This is a genomic window from Streptomyces sp. NBC_01233 (assembly GCF_035989305.1).
Classification (GTDB): Bacteria; Actinomycetota; Actinomycetes; order Streptomycetales; family Streptomycetaceae; genus Streptomyces.
In genome coordinates this window covers 8,937,567-8,954,021 of the sequence record NZ_CP108514.1, presented here as the reverse complement: position 1 = coordinate 8,954,021, position 16,455 = coordinate 8,937,567, and the positions used below count along the sequence as shown (strand labels likewise).

General features: G+C 66.1%; 12 protein-coding genes. 9 read left to right on the top strand and 3 right to left on the bottom strand.

All coding sequences use genetic code 11. The features are described from left to right. Positions 1-34 precede the first annotated feature (34 nt). The 5 genes from OG332_RS41680 (at position 35) to OG332_RS41660 (ending at position 6,278) form a co-directional block, all read left to right on the top strand. Complete coding sequence (locus OG332_RS41680) at positions 35-868, top strand: HpcH/HpaI aldolase/citrate lyase family protein (protein ID WP_327418322.1); 834 nt, start codon at positions 35-37, stop codon at positions 866-868. After that, the gene (locus OG332_RS41675; RefSeq protein WP_327418321.1) at positions 865-2,277 is read left to right on the top strand and encodes an MmgE/PrpD family protein; all 1,413 of its coding nucleotides are present in this window, start codon (positions 865-867) and stop codon (positions 2,275-2,277) included. The genes OG332_RS41680 and OG332_RS41675 overlap by 4 nt, the downstream gene beginning before the upstream one ends. Before the next feature lie 259 nt (positions 2,278-2,536). Continuing rightward, the gene (locus tag OG332_RS41670) at positions 2,537-3,313 is read left to right on the top strand and encodes a tyrosine-protein phosphatase (RefSeq protein WP_327418320.1); all 777 of its coding nucleotides are present in this window, start codon (positions 2,537-2,539) and stop codon (positions 3,311-3,313) included. Positions 3,314-3,559: 246 nt separating this feature from the next. Then, positions 3,560-4,405, top strand: coding sequence for a methyltransferase domain-containing protein (locus tag OG332_RS41665; protein ID WP_327418319.1), 846 nt, complete (start codon positions 3,560-3,562; stop codon positions 4,403-4,405). Positions 4,406-4,811: 406 nt separating this feature from the next. Continuing rightward, positions 4,812-6,278, top strand: a complete 1,467-nt coding sequence (locus OG332_RS41660; protein WP_327418318.1) for an MFS transporter — start codon at positions 4,812-4,814, stop codon at positions 6,276-6,278. Positions 6,279-6,485: 207 nt separating this feature from the next. Here OG332_RS41660 and OG332_RS41655 read toward each other — a convergent pair whose 3' ends face one another. After that, complete coding sequence (locus OG332_RS41655; protein ID WP_327418317.1) at positions 6,486-7,232, bottom strand: class I SAM-dependent methyltransferase; 747 nt, start codon at positions 7,230-7,232, stop codon at positions 6,486-6,488. A 266-nt stretch (positions 7,233-7,498) separates the two neighbouring features. On the opposite strand from OG332_RS41655, the gene OG332_RS41650 reads away from it, so the two are divergent. Further along, positions 7,499-8,716 carry a cytochrome P450 gene (locus tag OG332_RS41650; RefSeq protein WP_327418316.1) on the top strand — a complete coding sequence of 406 codons (1,218 nt, stop codon included), beginning with the start codon at positions 7,499-7,501 and terminating at the stop codon, positions 8,714-8,716. Between the two features lie 193 nt (positions 8,717-8,909). Continuing rightward, the gene (locus OG332_RS41645) at positions 8,910-9,683 is read left to right on the top strand and encodes a thioesterase II family protein (protein WP_327418315.1); all 774 of its coding nucleotides are present in this window, start codon (positions 8,910-8,912) and stop codon (positions 9,681-9,683) included. Positions 9,684-10,230: 547 nt separating this feature from the next. Here OG332_RS41645 and OG332_RS41640 read toward each other — a convergent pair. Further along, entirely contained in the window at positions 10,231-11,226 is a 996-nt protein-coding gene (locus OG332_RS41640; protein WP_327418314.1) for a TauD/TfdA dioxygenase family protein, read from the bottom strand. A gap of 1,592 nt (positions 11,227-12,818) precedes the next feature. On the opposite strand from OG332_RS41640, the gene OG332_RS41635 reads away from it, so the two are divergent. After that, positions 12,819-13,784 (top strand): nuclear transport factor 2 family protein, encoded by a 966-nt coding sequence (locus OG332_RS41635; RefSeq protein WP_327418313.1) that lies wholly within the window; start codon positions 12,819-12,821, stop codon positions 13,782-13,784. Positions 13,785-13,977: 193 nt separating this feature from the next. Here the strand turns inward: OG332_RS41635 and OG332_RS41630 are convergent, their stop codons facing one another. After that, positions 13,978-15,231 (bottom strand): MFS transporter, encoded by a 1,254-nt coding sequence (locus tag OG332_RS41630; protein ID WP_327418312.1) that lies wholly within the window; start codon positions 15,229-15,231, stop codon positions 13,978-13,980. A gap of 384 nt (positions 15,232-15,615) precedes the next feature. On the opposite strand from OG332_RS41630, the gene OG332_RS41625 reads away from it, so the two are divergent. Next, positions 15,616-16,377, top strand: coding sequence for a class I SAM-dependent methyltransferase (locus OG332_RS41625; RefSeq protein WP_327418311.1), 762 nt, complete (start codon positions 15,616-15,618; stop codon positions 16,375-16,377). Positions 16,378-16,455 lie beyond the last annotated feature (78 nt).

Genomic DNA, 16,455 nt, shown 5'->3' with positions numbered 1-16,455 from the left:
ACATGCCACACGCTACTGCCTCAAGAGGTACGCGGTGATCGAACTTGCGCGCTCATGGCTGTACGTTCCCGCGCACCGGATCGAGTTGCTCGCCAAGGCCATGGCGGGAAGCGCCGACGCGGTCGTCCTCGACCTGGAGGACGCCGTGCCCGGCCGCGCCAAGGACGAGGCGCGGCGCAACGCCGTGGCCGCGGTGTCGGCGGAACAGCCGAAGCCGCTCTGGGTACGTGTCAACTCGCTTGACACCCCGTGGGGTGGGGCCGATCTCAGCGCCCTCGCGGGTTCGGCGGCCGCCGGGCTGCGGCTGCCGAAGGCGGAGGAGCCGGACGCCGTCCGCGCCGTCATGGAGCGGGTGGGACTGCCGGTGCAGCCCATCGTCGAGTCCGCGCTCGGTGTGGAGAATGCGTTCCGCCTCGCCACGGCGCACCCGCTGGTCGCCGCGCTCTCCCTCGGCGAGGCCGACCTGATGGCCGATCTACGGCTGCGCGACCGCTCGGCCCTGACCTGGGCGCGACAGCGCCTGGTCAATGCGAGCAGGGCCGCGGGGCTGCCCAGCCCGCCCCTCGCCGTGTGGACGAACGTCGCAGACCTCGACGGCCTGGCCGAGGACACCGTGACGGGCAAGGGAGCCGGCTTCTTCGGCCGGTCGGTGGTGCATCCCCGTCAGGTGGACGTGGTGAACCGCCTGTTCACTCCGGATCCGGAGGAGGTCTCCGACGCCCGCACGTGGCTGGAGGGGCAGCGGGCTCACGATGAGGCGGCCTGGCTGGACGAGCTGGGGCGGTTCGTCGACCCCGCTCTGATCGCAAATGCGCGCTGGCTGGTCACGCTGGCCGACTCACTTGAGAAGAGGGGGACGACCCGATGACCCGAACGCCTGCCCAGCAGCTCGCGGCCTTGGCCGCGAGGGTGGCCCGCACGGGCCTGCCCGACGAGTTGCGGGTCGACATGGCCGGCCGGGTGGTCGACCTGATCGGCAACAGCCTCGCCGCGGTGAGTGAGGAACCGGCACGCATAGTCTCCACGGTTGCCGGAACCTGGGCAGGCGCTCCGGTCGCCACCGCCATCGGCATGCGGACTCGGGTACCCGCGCCGTCGGCCGCGCTGGTGAACGGCACGCTGGCGCACAGCCTCGACTTCGACGACACCCACCTGCCGTCGGTGCTCCACCCGTCGGCGGCGGTGATTCCCGCCGCACTCGCCGTAGCCGAGGAGGTAGGAGCCTCCGGCTCCGCGCTGCTCGACGCCGCCACTGTGGGCGTGGAGGTGACCTGCCGACTGGGCATGGCCGGCTACGACCCGGTGGCCAGGAACTCGGTCTTCTTCGACCGGGGCCAGCATGCCACCTCGATTTGCGGTGCCGTTGGTGCGGCCGTGGCAGCGGGCATGCTGCGCGGGCTCGACGAGGCGGAGCTGACGTCCGCGATCGGCATCGCCTGCAGCATGGGTTCCGGTGTGATCGAGGCCAACCGCACGGGTGGCACCGTCAAGCGTGTCCACTGCGGTTGGGCGGCTCACTCGGGTGTCATTGCGGCCGAGCTCGCGCGACACGGACTGACCGGACCGCCGACCGTGCTGGAGGGCCGGTTCGGCTTCCTGCAGGCGTTCTGCGGCGACCGGGTGGATGTGGGCCGGATCACCGACGACCTGGGCAAGCGCTGGGAGACACCGGGGGTCTTCTTCAAGCCCTATCCCTGCAACCACTTCACCCATGCGGGCATCGATGCGGCCCGTCGCCTCCGGGCGGCAGGGGTGGAACCGCAGTCGATCGTGGCGCTGACGCTCGGTGTGCCGGCTCCGGTGGTGCACACGATCGGCGAGCCGCACGCGGAGAAGGCTCAGCCGGAGTCCGGATATCACAGTGCGTTCAGCGGCCCGTTCACGGTCGCCTCGGCACTGCTCGGCGGTGGTGGACTCGGTGTGTTCCACGAGGACTTCACCGACAAGGCAGCGCTGGAGCCCGAGCGTCTCACACTGGCCGCGAAGGTTCGGGTGGTGTCTGATCCACGGTGCACCGCACTCTTCCCGCTGCGCTTCCCCGCGATACTGACGGCCGAGCTGACCGACGGAACTTGCCGCACCGTGGAGGTTCTGACCAACCGCGGTGGCCCCGACAACCCGCTCTCGCCCGATGAGCTGACGACCAAGTTCATGCTCAACTCGACGATCAACACCACCCGCGAGAAGGCAGAGAGGATAGTCGAGTCGGCATGGGCACTGCGCACCGCTCCTCGAGTCGACACGCTCGTCGATTCACTGGTCGACGCTCTCCGCTGAACCTTCATTTCACCAGTCTGATTCCTGAGTGACCTGGACCATTTCGGCCAGCAACCGTGCGATACCGAGAAAGGCTCACTGTGTTCGCGATCCAGACCGCCTCCGGGCCCGTCCGCGGATTCCTCCATCGCGGCTTGCCGAATTGGCGTGGAATAGCATACGGACGTGTCCCGGGCCGATTTCGCCCTGCCTCGGACACCACGGACCCGGGACCGCCGCCCCTGGTGGCGAGCTCGGAGGTTCCGCGATGAGTTCCGGCATGCACAGGGTCAAGTTGGCGGGCGCGTTGAACGTCCGCGATCTGGGCGGACTGACCACCACGGGCGACGCCGTCACCCAGTTCGGACGGCTCATCCGGTCGGGCGGCCTTCAGGACCTCACCCCGGCGGACGTCGAACATCTCACGCGGACGCTCGGCGTACGCGAGGTCATCGATCTGCGCAGCAGCACCGAGGTACGCCGCGAAGGTCCTGGGCCGCTGGCCCGGGTTCCCGGTGTCACGATCCACAACCTGTCGCTGCTCGCCGACTCTCCGCCGGGCGCGGACCGGGTGGACACCGACCGGGCGATGCCTTGGCACCGGACGGCCGCGGACGGGCGGCCCCGGCCCGCAGGATCAACCGGGCACTATCTCCGGTACTGCACCGAACGGCCCGACTCCGTGGTCGCGGCGCTGCGCATCATCGCGCACGGAACGGGACCGACGCTGGTGCATTGCGCGATGGGCAAGGACCGAACCGGGGTGGTGTGCGCGCTGACTCTCGACGCGATCGGGGTGAGCAGGGAAGCCATCGTCGTGGACTATGTGCGGTCCGGCGAGCAGATGGCCGAGATCGCGGAGCGGCTGCGCGGCAACCCCCTGTACGCCGCCGACATCAACGCCCGGCCGTTCGCGAGCCTGTTGCCGCGTCCGGCTTACATGCGCGATCTGCTCGACACCCTCGATGACCGGTTCGGCGGAATCCGCCGCTGGCTCGCCGACCACGGCTGGACAGCGGACGACCAGCGGGCGTTGTCCAGCCGTCTGATCGACTGAGTGGGCCTGACGGCCCCACCGCAGTGGCGGTCAGGCGGTCTCGTACCCGGTGTCAGCGGACGGCCATCACAGAATGAAGAGCTGACGCCGCAGTACCGGAACCCTCTTTCGGTTCTATCGGATTCATGTCCGCCGGATTCCCGCGGGGGCTCGCGTGTACGAAGGTCCACTTTTGGCCGATCCGCGGGATTGATTGAATTCTACCCGGTCCGCAGCGGTATCCAATTCTCGTAAGGAAGTGACGCCATGACGGTCGGCTCATCCGACATGAACAACGACGTCGCGAATTTCTACAACGGCAGCGGAAAAGTTCGCGTGGCAGGGAAGATACGGGACCGCTGGGGCGGCAACCTGCACAACGGGTACTGGCACGACGACGCCGACGACGCGCTTCCGCAAGTGGCGACGGAGCGGCTCACGGACCTGATGATCGATCTCCTGAAGCCACAGCCGGGACAGAACGTGCTCGACATCGGCTGCGGGATCGGCATGCCTGCCCTCCGGCTGCTCCGAGCCCATCCGGTGCGATTGGTCGGCATCACGATCAGCGAGTCCCAAGTGGAGCAGGCTCGGGTCGGTGCCACCGAAGCGGGCCTCTCGGACCGTGCGACCTTCGAGTACGCAGACGCGATGCGGATGCCGTTCCCGGACGACTCGTTCGACGCCGCCTGGGCACTGGAGTCACTGTTCCACGTCCCGGACCGCGAGCAGGTGCTTTCGGAAACGGCGCGTGTGCTGCGTCCGAACAGCCGGCTGGCGATCGCTGATTTCGTGCTGCGGACACCGATCAGCGAGGCCGGCATGAAGGCAGTCGACCGGATCTGCGAGACGTTCGGCGTGCACTCGTTCAGCTCCTTGGACGACTATCTCGCCCAACTGTCCTCGCATGGCTTCACCGATCTCGACGTGCTGGACATCAGCGACAACGTGGCGCGCACGGGGACTCTCCTCGCCGACGCCTGGGACGCCGTGCGAGAGCAACTGGTGGAGAACGGGAACGCGGCCGAGGTGGATGCCATGATCTCGGCGACGCGCGAGTTCACCAGCACGCCGGAGTTCGGTTACGTCCTCATCTCCGCGACACTCGGCTGACTCGACCCGCTCCTCGGACCGTTCGGATCCGCTGCACCGCACCGAAGATGCCGTATGGGCACTTGGCCGGCCTCGGGGAGCCCGGTGGATCACGTCGTTTTCCGACGCGATCCACCGGGCTCTTCTTTCGATCATCTGCCGCTGCCCTGCATTTTCTCCACTTTCGACTCCAATATTCAAAGCAACCCTTGACACCCGGACCGCAATGGATCAGGGGATTCTCGTACCAAGGTTCAATTGACATCTGCGTGGAATATCTCGTAGAACCAAGTGCGCATTGAGCCGGACATCGACACGTGTCAGGGGGATCTGCGCTGCCCATGATCGTGGGAGTGGAGAGAGAGCCGGCTAGCGGCCGGGGTGCGGAAAGAAGAAGAGCCGCCAGCATCCGGAAGGGATCGGTGCAATGTCAAAAAATCTGGAGCTAACGGGTGATAGACCAGGCTCCAATGTCGGGGAAAGCGTGGTCCGGGGCCCGCTGTGGTATGTCGCGGTAATATCCTGCGTTGCGCACTTCATGGTTCAATTTGACAATGCTGTCGTAAGCATTGCACTTCCGACCATTCAGCGCAGCCTTAGTCTGAATGTCAGCGGACTCCTGTGGATTGTCAATTCCTACAACCTCGGGATCGCCGGGTTCCTGCTGCTCAGCGGCCGCCTCAGCGATCTGTTCGGCCGACGAGAGGTGTTCCTGGCGGGTCTGTGGGTATTCACGTTCGGCAGTGTGCTGGGCGGATTCGCGCAGAACGAGTGGCAGCTGGTGGCGGCGCGAGCGTCTCACGGGGTCAGTGCCGCGATTCTCCTGCCGTCCTCGCTGAGCTTGATCATCGCCGCCTATCCCGACAGGAACCCGCGAAACCGCGCGATCTCGATCTGGGGCGCGGCCAGCATCATCGGCGGCGTCACCGGCGCGGTGGGCGGCGGTGTGCTCACCCAGCATTGGGGCTGGCGTTCCACGCTGTTCTTCTGCTTGCCGATCGGCTGCCTGCTGTTGGTTTTCGGCACTCGGACGTTGACCCGCCGGACGACGGCGCGCCCCAGGGTTCCATCCCTGGACCTGCCGGGAGCGCTCTGCGTCGTGAGTGCGGTGACCGCCGCTGTGTACGCCACCATCGGCCTCAGGAAGCACTCGTGGGGGTCCGCCTACACGATCGTTCCCTTCGCCCTCTCGATCCTTCTCCTGGTCGCTTTCGCACTGATTGAGTCACGCTCGAAACAGCCGATCGTGCCGCTGGGAATCTTTCGATCTCGGTCGGTTTCGATGGCGAATCTGGTGTCGCTCGTGGCCACCATCTCGATGAGCGCTCAGGTCATCCTCGTCCTTCTCTACATACAGAAGGTATTGGGCTACAACCCGCAGGATGCGGGATTGGCCGAACTTCCCGGTGGCCTCACCACTTTCGTTGTGGCCTTCCTGACCGCACGATTGGTGAAACGGATCGGTGCACGAACACTGCTCATAGTCGGGCTTCTGGTGTACGCCGCCGGCGTTGTATGGATTGCCCGCGTGCCTGTTCACGGCGATTACTTCAGCGCGATCTTCTTCCCGCTGGAATTGGTGTGCCTGGGGATGGGACTCACCCTTCCGTGCTTGACGATCACGTCCACCGCCGGCGCCCCCAAGGAGAGCGCTGGTCTCTATTCGGGAGTTGCCACGACGACGCGTCAGATCGGCAGCGCCTTCGGTACCGCCATCTTCGTGAGCTATGCCGCGGTGGTCAGCCAGACCGCCACCGGAACCCCTCAGGCCATGCTCGCCACCGGCTACCGTTCGGCACTGATCGCCACTGCCGCTGTTTCCGTCTTCGCCGCCTTGATGACGCTCGCGATCCCCAACGATCATCAGAAAGCGGTCCCGGCCCACGCCCAGTGATCAACTCGTAGGGCCTGGGGCCTGGTCCGGCCCCGGAGATTCACGAGACCTCGGCGCACGGTGGCCGGGTGTCACCGGAATGCACAGACGGTGCCCCTGCCTGCGACGATACGAGCTGTCTAGGAACGTATCGTCCTGAGGCGGGGGCACCGAATCCGCGCGAGCTCCTCGGGTGCGACGACGACATGGCCACCGGAAACCGGTCGGCTATCGAGGCAGCGTGGCGGATATCAGATAAGTGGCGAACGTCATGCGGAACGTGCCGCCGAAACGGTCGATGGTGCTGCCGATCTCGTCGAACAGGTTCTGCCGCACATCAGCCGGCAACGCCACGTGGTCGGTGTGCGTGTGGAGTTCGTCCAGCCATTGATCCCGTGTGTAGGTCGCGCTCCACGGAAACGCCTTGGTCGGCTCCTCCGCCATGTGCTGGAACGCGCGCGGAGATCCGGTCACCACGCTGAAATCGACTGGCAGGTCACTGGACCGGTTCACGGCGTAACCGATGGTCATTTTGGGAGAGCCTGGGGGGAGAGCTCTCTGATAGGCGGCCCCCAGGGCGTCCGCGAGCTCATCAGAGTGGAAACCTGCACTCCAGAACAGGCAGAGCCGGCCACCCGGCCGGATCATGGATGCGGCTTTCACCGCGCTGCTGAATGGATCCATCCAGTGCCATGCCTGCGCGCAGGTGACTCGATCGAACTTCCGCCCGGCCGGGTCCCATGTTTCAAATGGAGCGACTTCGGTTGAAATTCCGTGCCGTTCGGCAACGGCGCTCATCCCGATGCTCATATCGAGTCCCAGTACGTGGGCGCCGCGCTTCTTCATCTGTCGCGAGGCGATGCCGGTCCCGGACCCCACGTCGAGCACCGACAGTGCGTCCGCGGAATCTCCCAGGATCTCGTCGATCACATCATCGGGGTAACTCGGCCTGGATCGATCGTACTCTTCCGCCATCTTGTCGTACAGTTTGACTCGTTCCCGCCTGTCCATCTTTTCCTCGCGTCTGTCTCGACATTCTTCCCTAATTCACTCATATCAAATTGCATTCGAGCGTGTAAATTGAACCTTTGTCCACTGGCAAACCCATCGCGATACAGGCAAGATTTCATTGTGTGCGGAAATATCCCCGCATGAATCCGAAGAAAATTATGTCCATGTGTGAACCGGAGTCCTGCGTCTTGCCTCGAAGGACCAGCGACGTGGACCGAGAGGAGTAAGCGGTGGCGGAATCCAGCCGGATAGCACTAGGTTCTGAAAGCGAAGAGGACTACTCCGTGCCGACCGCGGTCCGCGAGTTCTGGCGGGAGGCTCCCGTGCGGGAGGTCAGCACCGAGGACGGCGGAAAAGCCTGGCTGGTCAGCGGTATGGCGGAGGTACGGACCGTGTTGTCCGACCCCCGGTTCAGCAGGGCCGAGGCCCACCGCCGTGGCACGGGAACCGGCCGCGCGGCAGTCTTCTCCCGGCCCGGGATGCACGATCTCGACCCGCCCGAGCACACACGATTGCGCCAGGCCGCGGCATCCGCGTTCAGCGTCCGGCGAATCCGTGCGCTGCGGCCTCGGGTCGAGCAGATCACTGGCGAACTGCTCGCCGGGGTGCACGACGCCGGGCCTCCGGCGGACCTCAACGCTGCCTTGTGCTTTCCGCTGCCGGTCGCGGTGATCTGCGAGATCCTGGGCGTGCCCTATGAGGACCGGCACCGCTTCCGCCCGTGGTCAGAACAAATCACATCGACCAACGCCTACCCACCGGAGCAGGCGATGGAAGCCCGGCGGGCTCTGGTCGCGTACATCGCCGAGCTGGCTGCCGACGCAGACCGTTGCCCGGAAGGCAGCCTGTTGCGGGATCTGGCCACCGCACGCGACGTGCAGGGCCGGCTGAACGAAGAGGAAGTCGTCCAGATCGTCTTCGGCGTGCTCGTTGCCGGGCACGAGACGACGGCGAACATGCTGGGGAAGGGCCTGGTCGCGCTGCTGGACCACCCGGACCAGTTCGCGGCGGTGCGTGCCGACCCCTCGCTGGTGCCGTCCGTCATTGACGAGGTACTGCGGTACGTGGTGCTGAGCGCGAGCACCGATCCGCACGAGGGCCTGCACCTGGTGACGACGTGTGAGGTCGAGTTGGGCGGCGTCACCATTCCTGCTCACAGCGTTGTCCTCGCCAGCCCCAGCGCCGCCAACCTGGACCCGAGGGCCTTCCCGGAGCCCGATCGGTTCGACCTCGGGCGGGCCAATGCCAGCGACCACGTAGCGTTCGGTCACGGTCTGCACCGTTGTCTGGGCGCTCAACTCGCCCGGCTGGAGCTGGAGGTGGCCTATACCGCGCTCCTGCGCGAGTTCCCGGGGCTGAGGCTGGAGGTACCGGTCAGTGAGCTCGCCTACACGAGCGGGATGGTACTCAAAGGACTGCGGGCGCTGCCCGTCACCTGGAGCAGGTGACACAGGGATTCACAGGTCCTTCGGAGCGGGACGGTCAGCTGCGGTGACCGTCCCGCTGTAGCGGACGGCGTATCACCGAAAACCGGTGATGCGCCCACAGCCGCGCCCTGGTGTCCTTGGAGGCGCGGGAGAGCACGTCCAGCCCAGTCCGTCCAGTCAGCCCAACCCAGCCCATTCGATCCGGAGTGCCCACGTGACCACGCGCAGCGAGAACAGGGATCTGTGGATCCGCCGTTACCACCCGGCCGACGACAGCGCGGTGCGGCTGCTCTGTCTGCCGCACGCGGGAGGCTCGGCGAGCTTCTACTTCCCGGTCTCCCAGGCCCTCTCACCGGGGATCGAGGTGCTCGCCGTGCAGTACCCGGGCCGTCAGGACCGGCGTCTGGAACCCTGCCCCGACAGCATCGCCGAACTGGCGGACAGTCTACTGCCGTTGCTCGTCGACGAGTGGGCCGACCGGCCACTGGCCCTGTTCGGACACAGCATGGGCGCGTCACTGGCGTTCGAACTGGCCGGTCTGCTGGAACAGCGGGCCGGGATCCTTCCGGTGATGCTGTTCGCTTCGGGGCGCAGGGCGCCGTCCCGCTTCAGGCCGGAGGACGACGTACACCTGCGGGGCGACGAGGCCCTGCTCCTCGAGATCAAGCAACTGGCCGGCACGGACAGCCGTGTCCTCGGCGATGACGAGGTGCTCCGCATGGTGCTCCCCGCGATCCGCAGCGACTACCGGGTCGCCGAGCTGTACCGCCCGGAGCGGGTGCACCAGGTGAGCTGCCCGGTGATGGCGCTCGTGGGTGACAACGACCCCAAGGCACAGCTGGACGATGTACGAGCGTGGCAGGAGCATACGAGCGGTGCGTTCACCATGGAGGTGTTCCCCGGTGGCCACTTCTATCTCACTGAGCAGGCGCCCCGGCTGATCACTCGGATCGGGGAGGTCCTCACCGCTGCGCCGGCGGACCGCTGATGTGGCGGTGTGGCAGAAGCCGCGGGCCGTCAGAGATCCGCACCCGCATTCGGGTGGGCTTCCCGAAACTCGACGGCGACCGACGCCTGTTCGACCTGCTCGGGGCCTGGGAGCCGGAGGCGTAGCACGTGACGATGCACCTTTGTGTGCTCAACGAGCGCAGCCCCGGTCCGCGTACAGGCGCCTGGGCTTTCTGCCGGGCCCTCGCCCTCCGCTGGTGTACGAGGTTCTGAGGCGTCGTCGAGGACCGGATGGTGCACGGGGCCGTGCGCGAGCCAATGGCGAGGGCCGGCCCGTGCGGCCCCCTGTTGCGCCGGGACGTGCGAGCCGTCCACGGCCTGGTCATCCAGTTCCGGCAGACCGGCGCCGCGCAATTCGCGGTAACGGCGCCCGGGAGCAGGCGGCAACAGCGAAGCCACCCGCTCCCACAGGCCCTCCGGAACGAGATCAGCGCTCAGGCAGACAACCTGCCGACCAAGGTCGCAGAGCATGAGACCCGCAGCTCAAATCATGCTGAAACGCCCGGTACAAGCGGCGATGCGCTGGCTCAGGACATCTGTTCCTGGGCCTCTCGGTCCCGCCTGTCGAAGAACGTCGTGGCGAACGGCGGCTTCGTCCCGAGGCGGGGACCCTCGATCGCCTCCGACTCGCGGCCGTCCGGGCCTACCGGCACCTCTCCGACCAGTGTGACCCGGTGCAGTACCCGCTCGACGTCGAGGTGGTCGAGGTCGCGCGGAGGGATGTGGCAGGTGGCCCGGTTGTCCCAGAAGATGACGCTTCCCGGGGCCCAGCGGAACCGCACCGTGTACTCGGGCCTGGCGATCTCGTCGAAGAGGTAGCCCAGGATGAGACGGCTCTCGATGGGCGACATACCGACGATGTGGTCGGTGTAGATCGGGTTCACGAACAGGGCCTTTTCCCCGGTCCGCGGGTGCACCCGGACGATCGGGTGGTGGGATACGAGGGCGTTCTCATCGGCGCGCTTCTGGAATCCGGCCACGCTGGGCTGCGGCATCCCGGACCAGTTCGCGCCGTATCGGTGCTCCGCGCGCAGCGTGTCCACGATCTCCTTGAACGGCTCCGAGAGGCCTTCGTAGGCGGCCACAAGGTTCGTGTACTGAGTATCGCCACCGTAGTTCGGCAGTACCTCGGAACGGAGGATCGCCCCGGCCGGCGGGTTGACGAACGGGGTGAGGTCGGAGTGCCAGCCGTTGTTGCCGGCATAGGCGTACCTACGCTGATTCCGTGTGGCGTCGCCGCCGAGAAGCTTCTCGAAGCGGCGGTGTTGAATCGTGTAGATCTCCGGTGCGCCCTTAGGCGGCTCGTGGTGGGGGTGCCCGAAGGTCAGCTCACCGAACTGGCGGCCGAACGCGGTCTGCGTCACGTGGTCAAGCTGCTGGTTCCGGAAGATTATGACCTTCCATGCGTCAAGCGCCTGCTGGATGCTGCGGATCTGGTCCGAGTCGAGCGGGCGGGAGATGTCCACGCCCTCGATCTCTGCGCCGATGCGCCCGGCGGCAGGCTTGACGGTGATGCCAGTCATTCTGCGATACCTCCTGGAGGGTGGCAGCGAGACGGGTCTCCGCTGCGCGTTGTAGAGCGAGACGACACTGTCGTCCGGACAGCCGCCCGCACCGGCCTTCGTCTGGGAGACCGCGCTGGTACCCAGGCAGGTTCTGTGCAGACTGCGACGTGTCGGCGCGCAAGTGAACTCCGATCGCCCTGACCGCCCGGCCGGCACGGCACCGGCGTTTGCCTGGCGCGTCCGAACCCGGGGCGGTTGGTGTCGGTGGCGGGCCCCAGCGACAGCGAGCTCGGCGCGGCCGGGGTTGCCTACCTGACATCTCTGCCCCCCGACAAGCCCGCTCTTCCCGAATCGCTGATGCCCCACGGCATCCCGTTGCGCGCCGTCACCCACGGATTCACTGCAGAAATAGATGAATCAAAATTCGATGCCGGGAAGAAATTCGCCTCGTCTTTTTGGGCCGAATTCCCCTGCAAACTGGTAATCGTTCTGTGTACACCAAAAATCGACAGCCAACGCGCCCGCCCGCATGGATCGATGATCTCTCTATTCCCATCCCATGAAATTCTCCGTACAAAAAAACACCCTACGACGTGCCGGAGGCGGCGTGAATGGGACCTTCGTGCATGCGATGTGTGGCAACTCTGCCCGAAAGGCATCTGCGCGACCCTCCGCGGGCCGTGGTCGTGGGCGTGATGGCGGTCGGCCGGCTTGACCCCTGCTTGGCCCACAGGGATAGACGCCATTGTGTCCGCGGAGTACGAGGTCTACAGGCGGCGGCAAAAATTCCCCAGCATACCAGGCGTGCGGTGCAACCGAGTCGGGGATAGGTCTCGCTCAGCCGGCTCACCAGCCGGATGGGTGCTCTTCCAAGCTGCGTTGCGCGCCTCGGCGTTCGGCATGAGGCCGAACTCCCCTTGTATTCGCCGGCGATCACCGCCGGGTCACCGATCCTGACCGGCGGGCCTGCCCGGATCGCCACGCAGTCCCGTGGTGGCATGCCGGCAGCGTCCCCATGGAGACATTCCGACGCATCGGACCGCTGGGCCCGGATGCCCGAAACTGTCGCTTCGAAGAAGCCCGTTTCAGACAAAGCGTCATGGGCCGTGACCTCTGCTGAACCGAGGAACCGTCCAGGCGGTGTCTGTGTGGCTGCGCTCACCGCCCTCGCGGGCCCGCATGACTTTCTGCCCGCACCGGATCTGCTCCCACGGGTGGGCCGTGCGGGACGCCAGGGCAAACCGGTGGCGGACCGTCGTCCACACCCTGCACCATACGACGCACCGCGGGCTGCCCAACAAGACCGGGCCCGTCATCTGCACGCCCGCTGCCCGAGACCCCTCGCCGCCCCCCGACCATCAAACTTCGCGGCTTCGACTCATTGCGAGACGCCCCGTCTCACTTGAGCCCGGCTCAACGTACCAACAACAGCTTTCGCCTGAACGAACCATTCCGGCCACCGTGCCGACTACGCTGCTACGCACCGAACTTCGGCTGAATCCCGGCGGTGCAGGCGGAAAGCACTCTCGGCTTCCGCCTCGTCTCGGACGCCCCTGATCCCGCGAGGCAGGTCCAACCCTTCTTCGTTCCAACGCTTGGAGAGCATCGTCATGCTGAGCACCACTCTGCTAGGCCGGAAGGCCGTCGCTGTCCTGCTAGCCGCAGCGAGCGTCACCGCTGTAGCCGGCTTCGCTCCCGCCTCCGCCGCCTCCGCGCCGTTAGCCGGTGGTCTGACCACCGTTGACGTCCAGCAGACGAGCCTCGGCGCCCAGGAACGCAACAAGGCCACCGCCGTCCACGTCCTCACCCAGCTCTTCGAGAGAGCTGACGTCAAGGTCGCGGACCAGCACATCCGTGCCGACTACATTCAGCACAGCCCCACCATCCCCGACGGCCGCGACGCGTTCAAGAACTACGTCCGTGACCTGCACACCCGCTACCCGAACCTCAAGTACAACGTCAAGCGGGTGCTCGCCCAGGGCGACCTGGTCCTGGTACACGCCAACCCCATCTACGAGCCCGGCACCCGCGGTGTGGCCGTGATGGACATCTTCCGTTTCGACGAGAAGGGCAGGATCGCCGAGCACTGGGACACCGTCCAGGACGTACCGCCGACCACGGCCAATGGCAACGACATGTTCGGCACGGTCAGCAACCCGGACACGAACCAGCCGAGCGGACCTTTCTGGCAGACGCCCCTCAGCCAGAAGGTCGTAGTCGATTACTTCAACACCCTCCTCGTCAACAAGAACCCCGACGCCGTCAGGTACCTCGACCCGAAGCTCTACCAGCACAACCCTGCCGTTCCCAACGGGACGACCGACATGCGCGAGCATCTCGCCGTGTTCTTCCAGCAGTTCCCGAACGTGACCGCGGACCTGAAGCGGGTCGTCGCTGACAAGGACTATGTCGCCGTGCACTTCCGCTACCGTCTCCGCCCCGAGGACACGGGCCAGGCCATCATGGGCATCTTCCGCGTACAGAAGGACGCGAACGGGGAGCTGAAGATAATCGAGCACTGGGACGTCATACAGAACATCCCAGCCACCTCCGCCAACAACAACACCATGTTCTGAACCCTCCCGGATCCCGCCGAGGGTCCCGCTCGTGGCTCGTCACCAACACCCGGTGGCGGGCCGCGAGTTCCCTCACCCCACGAGCGCAGTCCGCAGGCTGTTGCCGGCCAGCCCGAGCAGATGCGGCTGCGCTGTCGTGGCTCTCGGCGGTCGAGCCACGGCACAGCCTCGGCCGGCCTGTCGCATCACGGACTCACACAGCCTTCCGGGCATACTCGCTGTCCTGCTCGGGTGCCACTGTTGAAGCACCCGGTTCCCGCGGCAGCAGCAGTGGGCTCGCGAGGATGGCGAGTCCGGCGACCGCGAGCGCGGTACGTGGGCTGGTGACCTCGGCGAGCAGCCCTGCCAGTGCGGTGCAGATCGCGATCCCGGCTTGCTGGCCGATCAACCACGCCGAGAGAGTACGGGCGACGCGGTGCTTGGGGGTGTGTTCGAGCCGATAGGTGGCGACTACCGGCGTGTAGAGACTCATACCGATGATGATCGCCAGCTCGACAGCGATCACGGTCAAGAGTCCGACGATTCCGGGGCGGACGAATACGAGGCCGATCAACCAAATCACCCGAAGGGTACCCACCACTCGCAGGACACGCTGCTGGCCGTAACGGGCCACGGCACGAGGCGCCATCCGGGATCCGATGAGCCCGCCGATGCAAGGGATGGCGAAGGCGAGGCCGTACTGCCACGCGGGGAAGCCGAGCTCACGCAGCAGGAGCACGGCCAGCAGCGGCTCGGTGGCCATGACGAGCCCGGAGACGAGCATGTTGTTGAGGAAGAGGGCCCGCAGACCGGAATGGGCCATGATGTGCCGCCAGCCGTCCAGCAGGTCACCGGCCTGAAGCCGCTTCCCGCCGGATCTGCTCGGGGTTTCTTCCCGACCGCGGATCGCGGTGATACCGAGCGCGGAGAGCAAGTAGCTGAACGCGTCCAGCATGATGGTGATGAAAGGTCCGAAGAGACCGATCGCCGCGCCGCCCAGCGGGGGCCCGATCGCGATGGAGCTCCAGTTCGTGGATTCGAATCGCGCGTTCGCGACGAGCAGGTCGTCCGGGCGGACGAGGGTCTGGAGGTAGGCGCCGCTGGCCGCGTGAAAGGCGATCTTCGTGGCGGCGACGACGGCTGAGGTGACGAGCAGCTGGATGAAGCTCAGCCAGCCGAGGACGTAGAACACCGGGACACTCGCCATGACCCCGAACCGGATCAGGTCCATTGCGATCATGACCGACCGTTTGCGCCGATACTCCACCCAAGGCGCGAGCGGCAGCGCGATCAGCGCGCCCACGGTCGGCGCCACCGCGGACAGCGCGGATACCTCCGCGGTACTGGCGTGCAGTGCCAGCACGGCGATCAGCGAGAACGCGCCGAAGCCCAATCCGGACCCGTAGGCGCTCACCGCATAGGCCGCCCACAGCCAGGTGAACTGCCGTCCCAGGGATCGTCTTGCCATGGAGTAGTGGACCTTCCCTTCCCATGGCGGCTCTCACCATGGGGTCTCCGCGCATCAAAGCAAGGCTGCGGAGGAGAGTACAAACAACCGATCTTCAAAGAACTACAACCAGGCGTTGGACCTCTAGGGGCGCGTGAGCCGGCAGCTGCAGGGACCAGCAACGAGGTGCGCACAACGGGTGGTGGGCTCCCGGGGCCGCCCTGGTTCACCTCTCGCTCAACATGCCGGGATCCGTCAGCGAGTTCGGCGGTGCGCGCATGGCTGAAATGGTGTACCAAAGTTCACTCTGCGCAGATCCTTTCGTGCGGTAGGACTTAAGGTGTGGCGTCGAGCGGATCGGCGAGCGGGTACGCAAAATGCGTAAAATTGCGAATAGGATGGCTCATGAGTAATTCGAGCGAGGGACAGCAGCGGGGGACGTCGTTCGGGTCGAATGCGGCTGCGTACGCCGAGCATCGGCCGGACTACCCGGGAGAGGCCATCGGATGGGCGCTCGCTCCGGTAGCGGACCGGGAGCAGCTGAAGGTCCTCGATCTGGGGGCGGGGACCGGGCAGTTGACCAGGGGGCTACTGGCCCTGGGGGCGACAGTGTTCGCTGTGGAACCCGATGAGCGCATGCGGGCCGAGTTGCTCCGCAGTCACCCCGAGGTCGGGGCCTTTCCCGGAACGGCGGAGGACATCCCGCTGCCTGACGCGTCGGTCGATGCGGTCCTGGCCGGCAACGCCTTCCACTGGTTCAACCAGGAGCGGGCCTTTCCGGAGATCGCGAGGGTGCTACGACCGGGCGGGGTAGTCGCCGCGCTGTGGAACGACGATGATGCGCGCGTTGACTGGATCGCCGGCTTGGCTCAGATCTTCGGCTGGGAGAACACGACGTCGCCGTTCGACCGCGTGCGGCCGCACGCGCTGTTCACCGACCTGGAGCACGCCGATTTCCGGCACGGCCAGCGCAGCACCACCGAATCACTGGTCGCGCGCATGGGAACCCTGTCTCCTGTCCTGGCGTTGCCGGAACAGGAACGCGTCGAACTGCTGGGTCGGATTCGCCAGCACTTGAACGACCACCCGGATACCGAGAAGGGTGAATTCGATCTGCCGATCGTCACCTCGGTGACCCGGGCGGAGCTGCGCGGAGCGCGCGAGTAGCGAGTAGCGGGCAGCCGAGAACCCCCTGCCTCGATCTTTCACCACAGCAGCCGGTTGTTCGTGTGCCCCCGTTGCTGC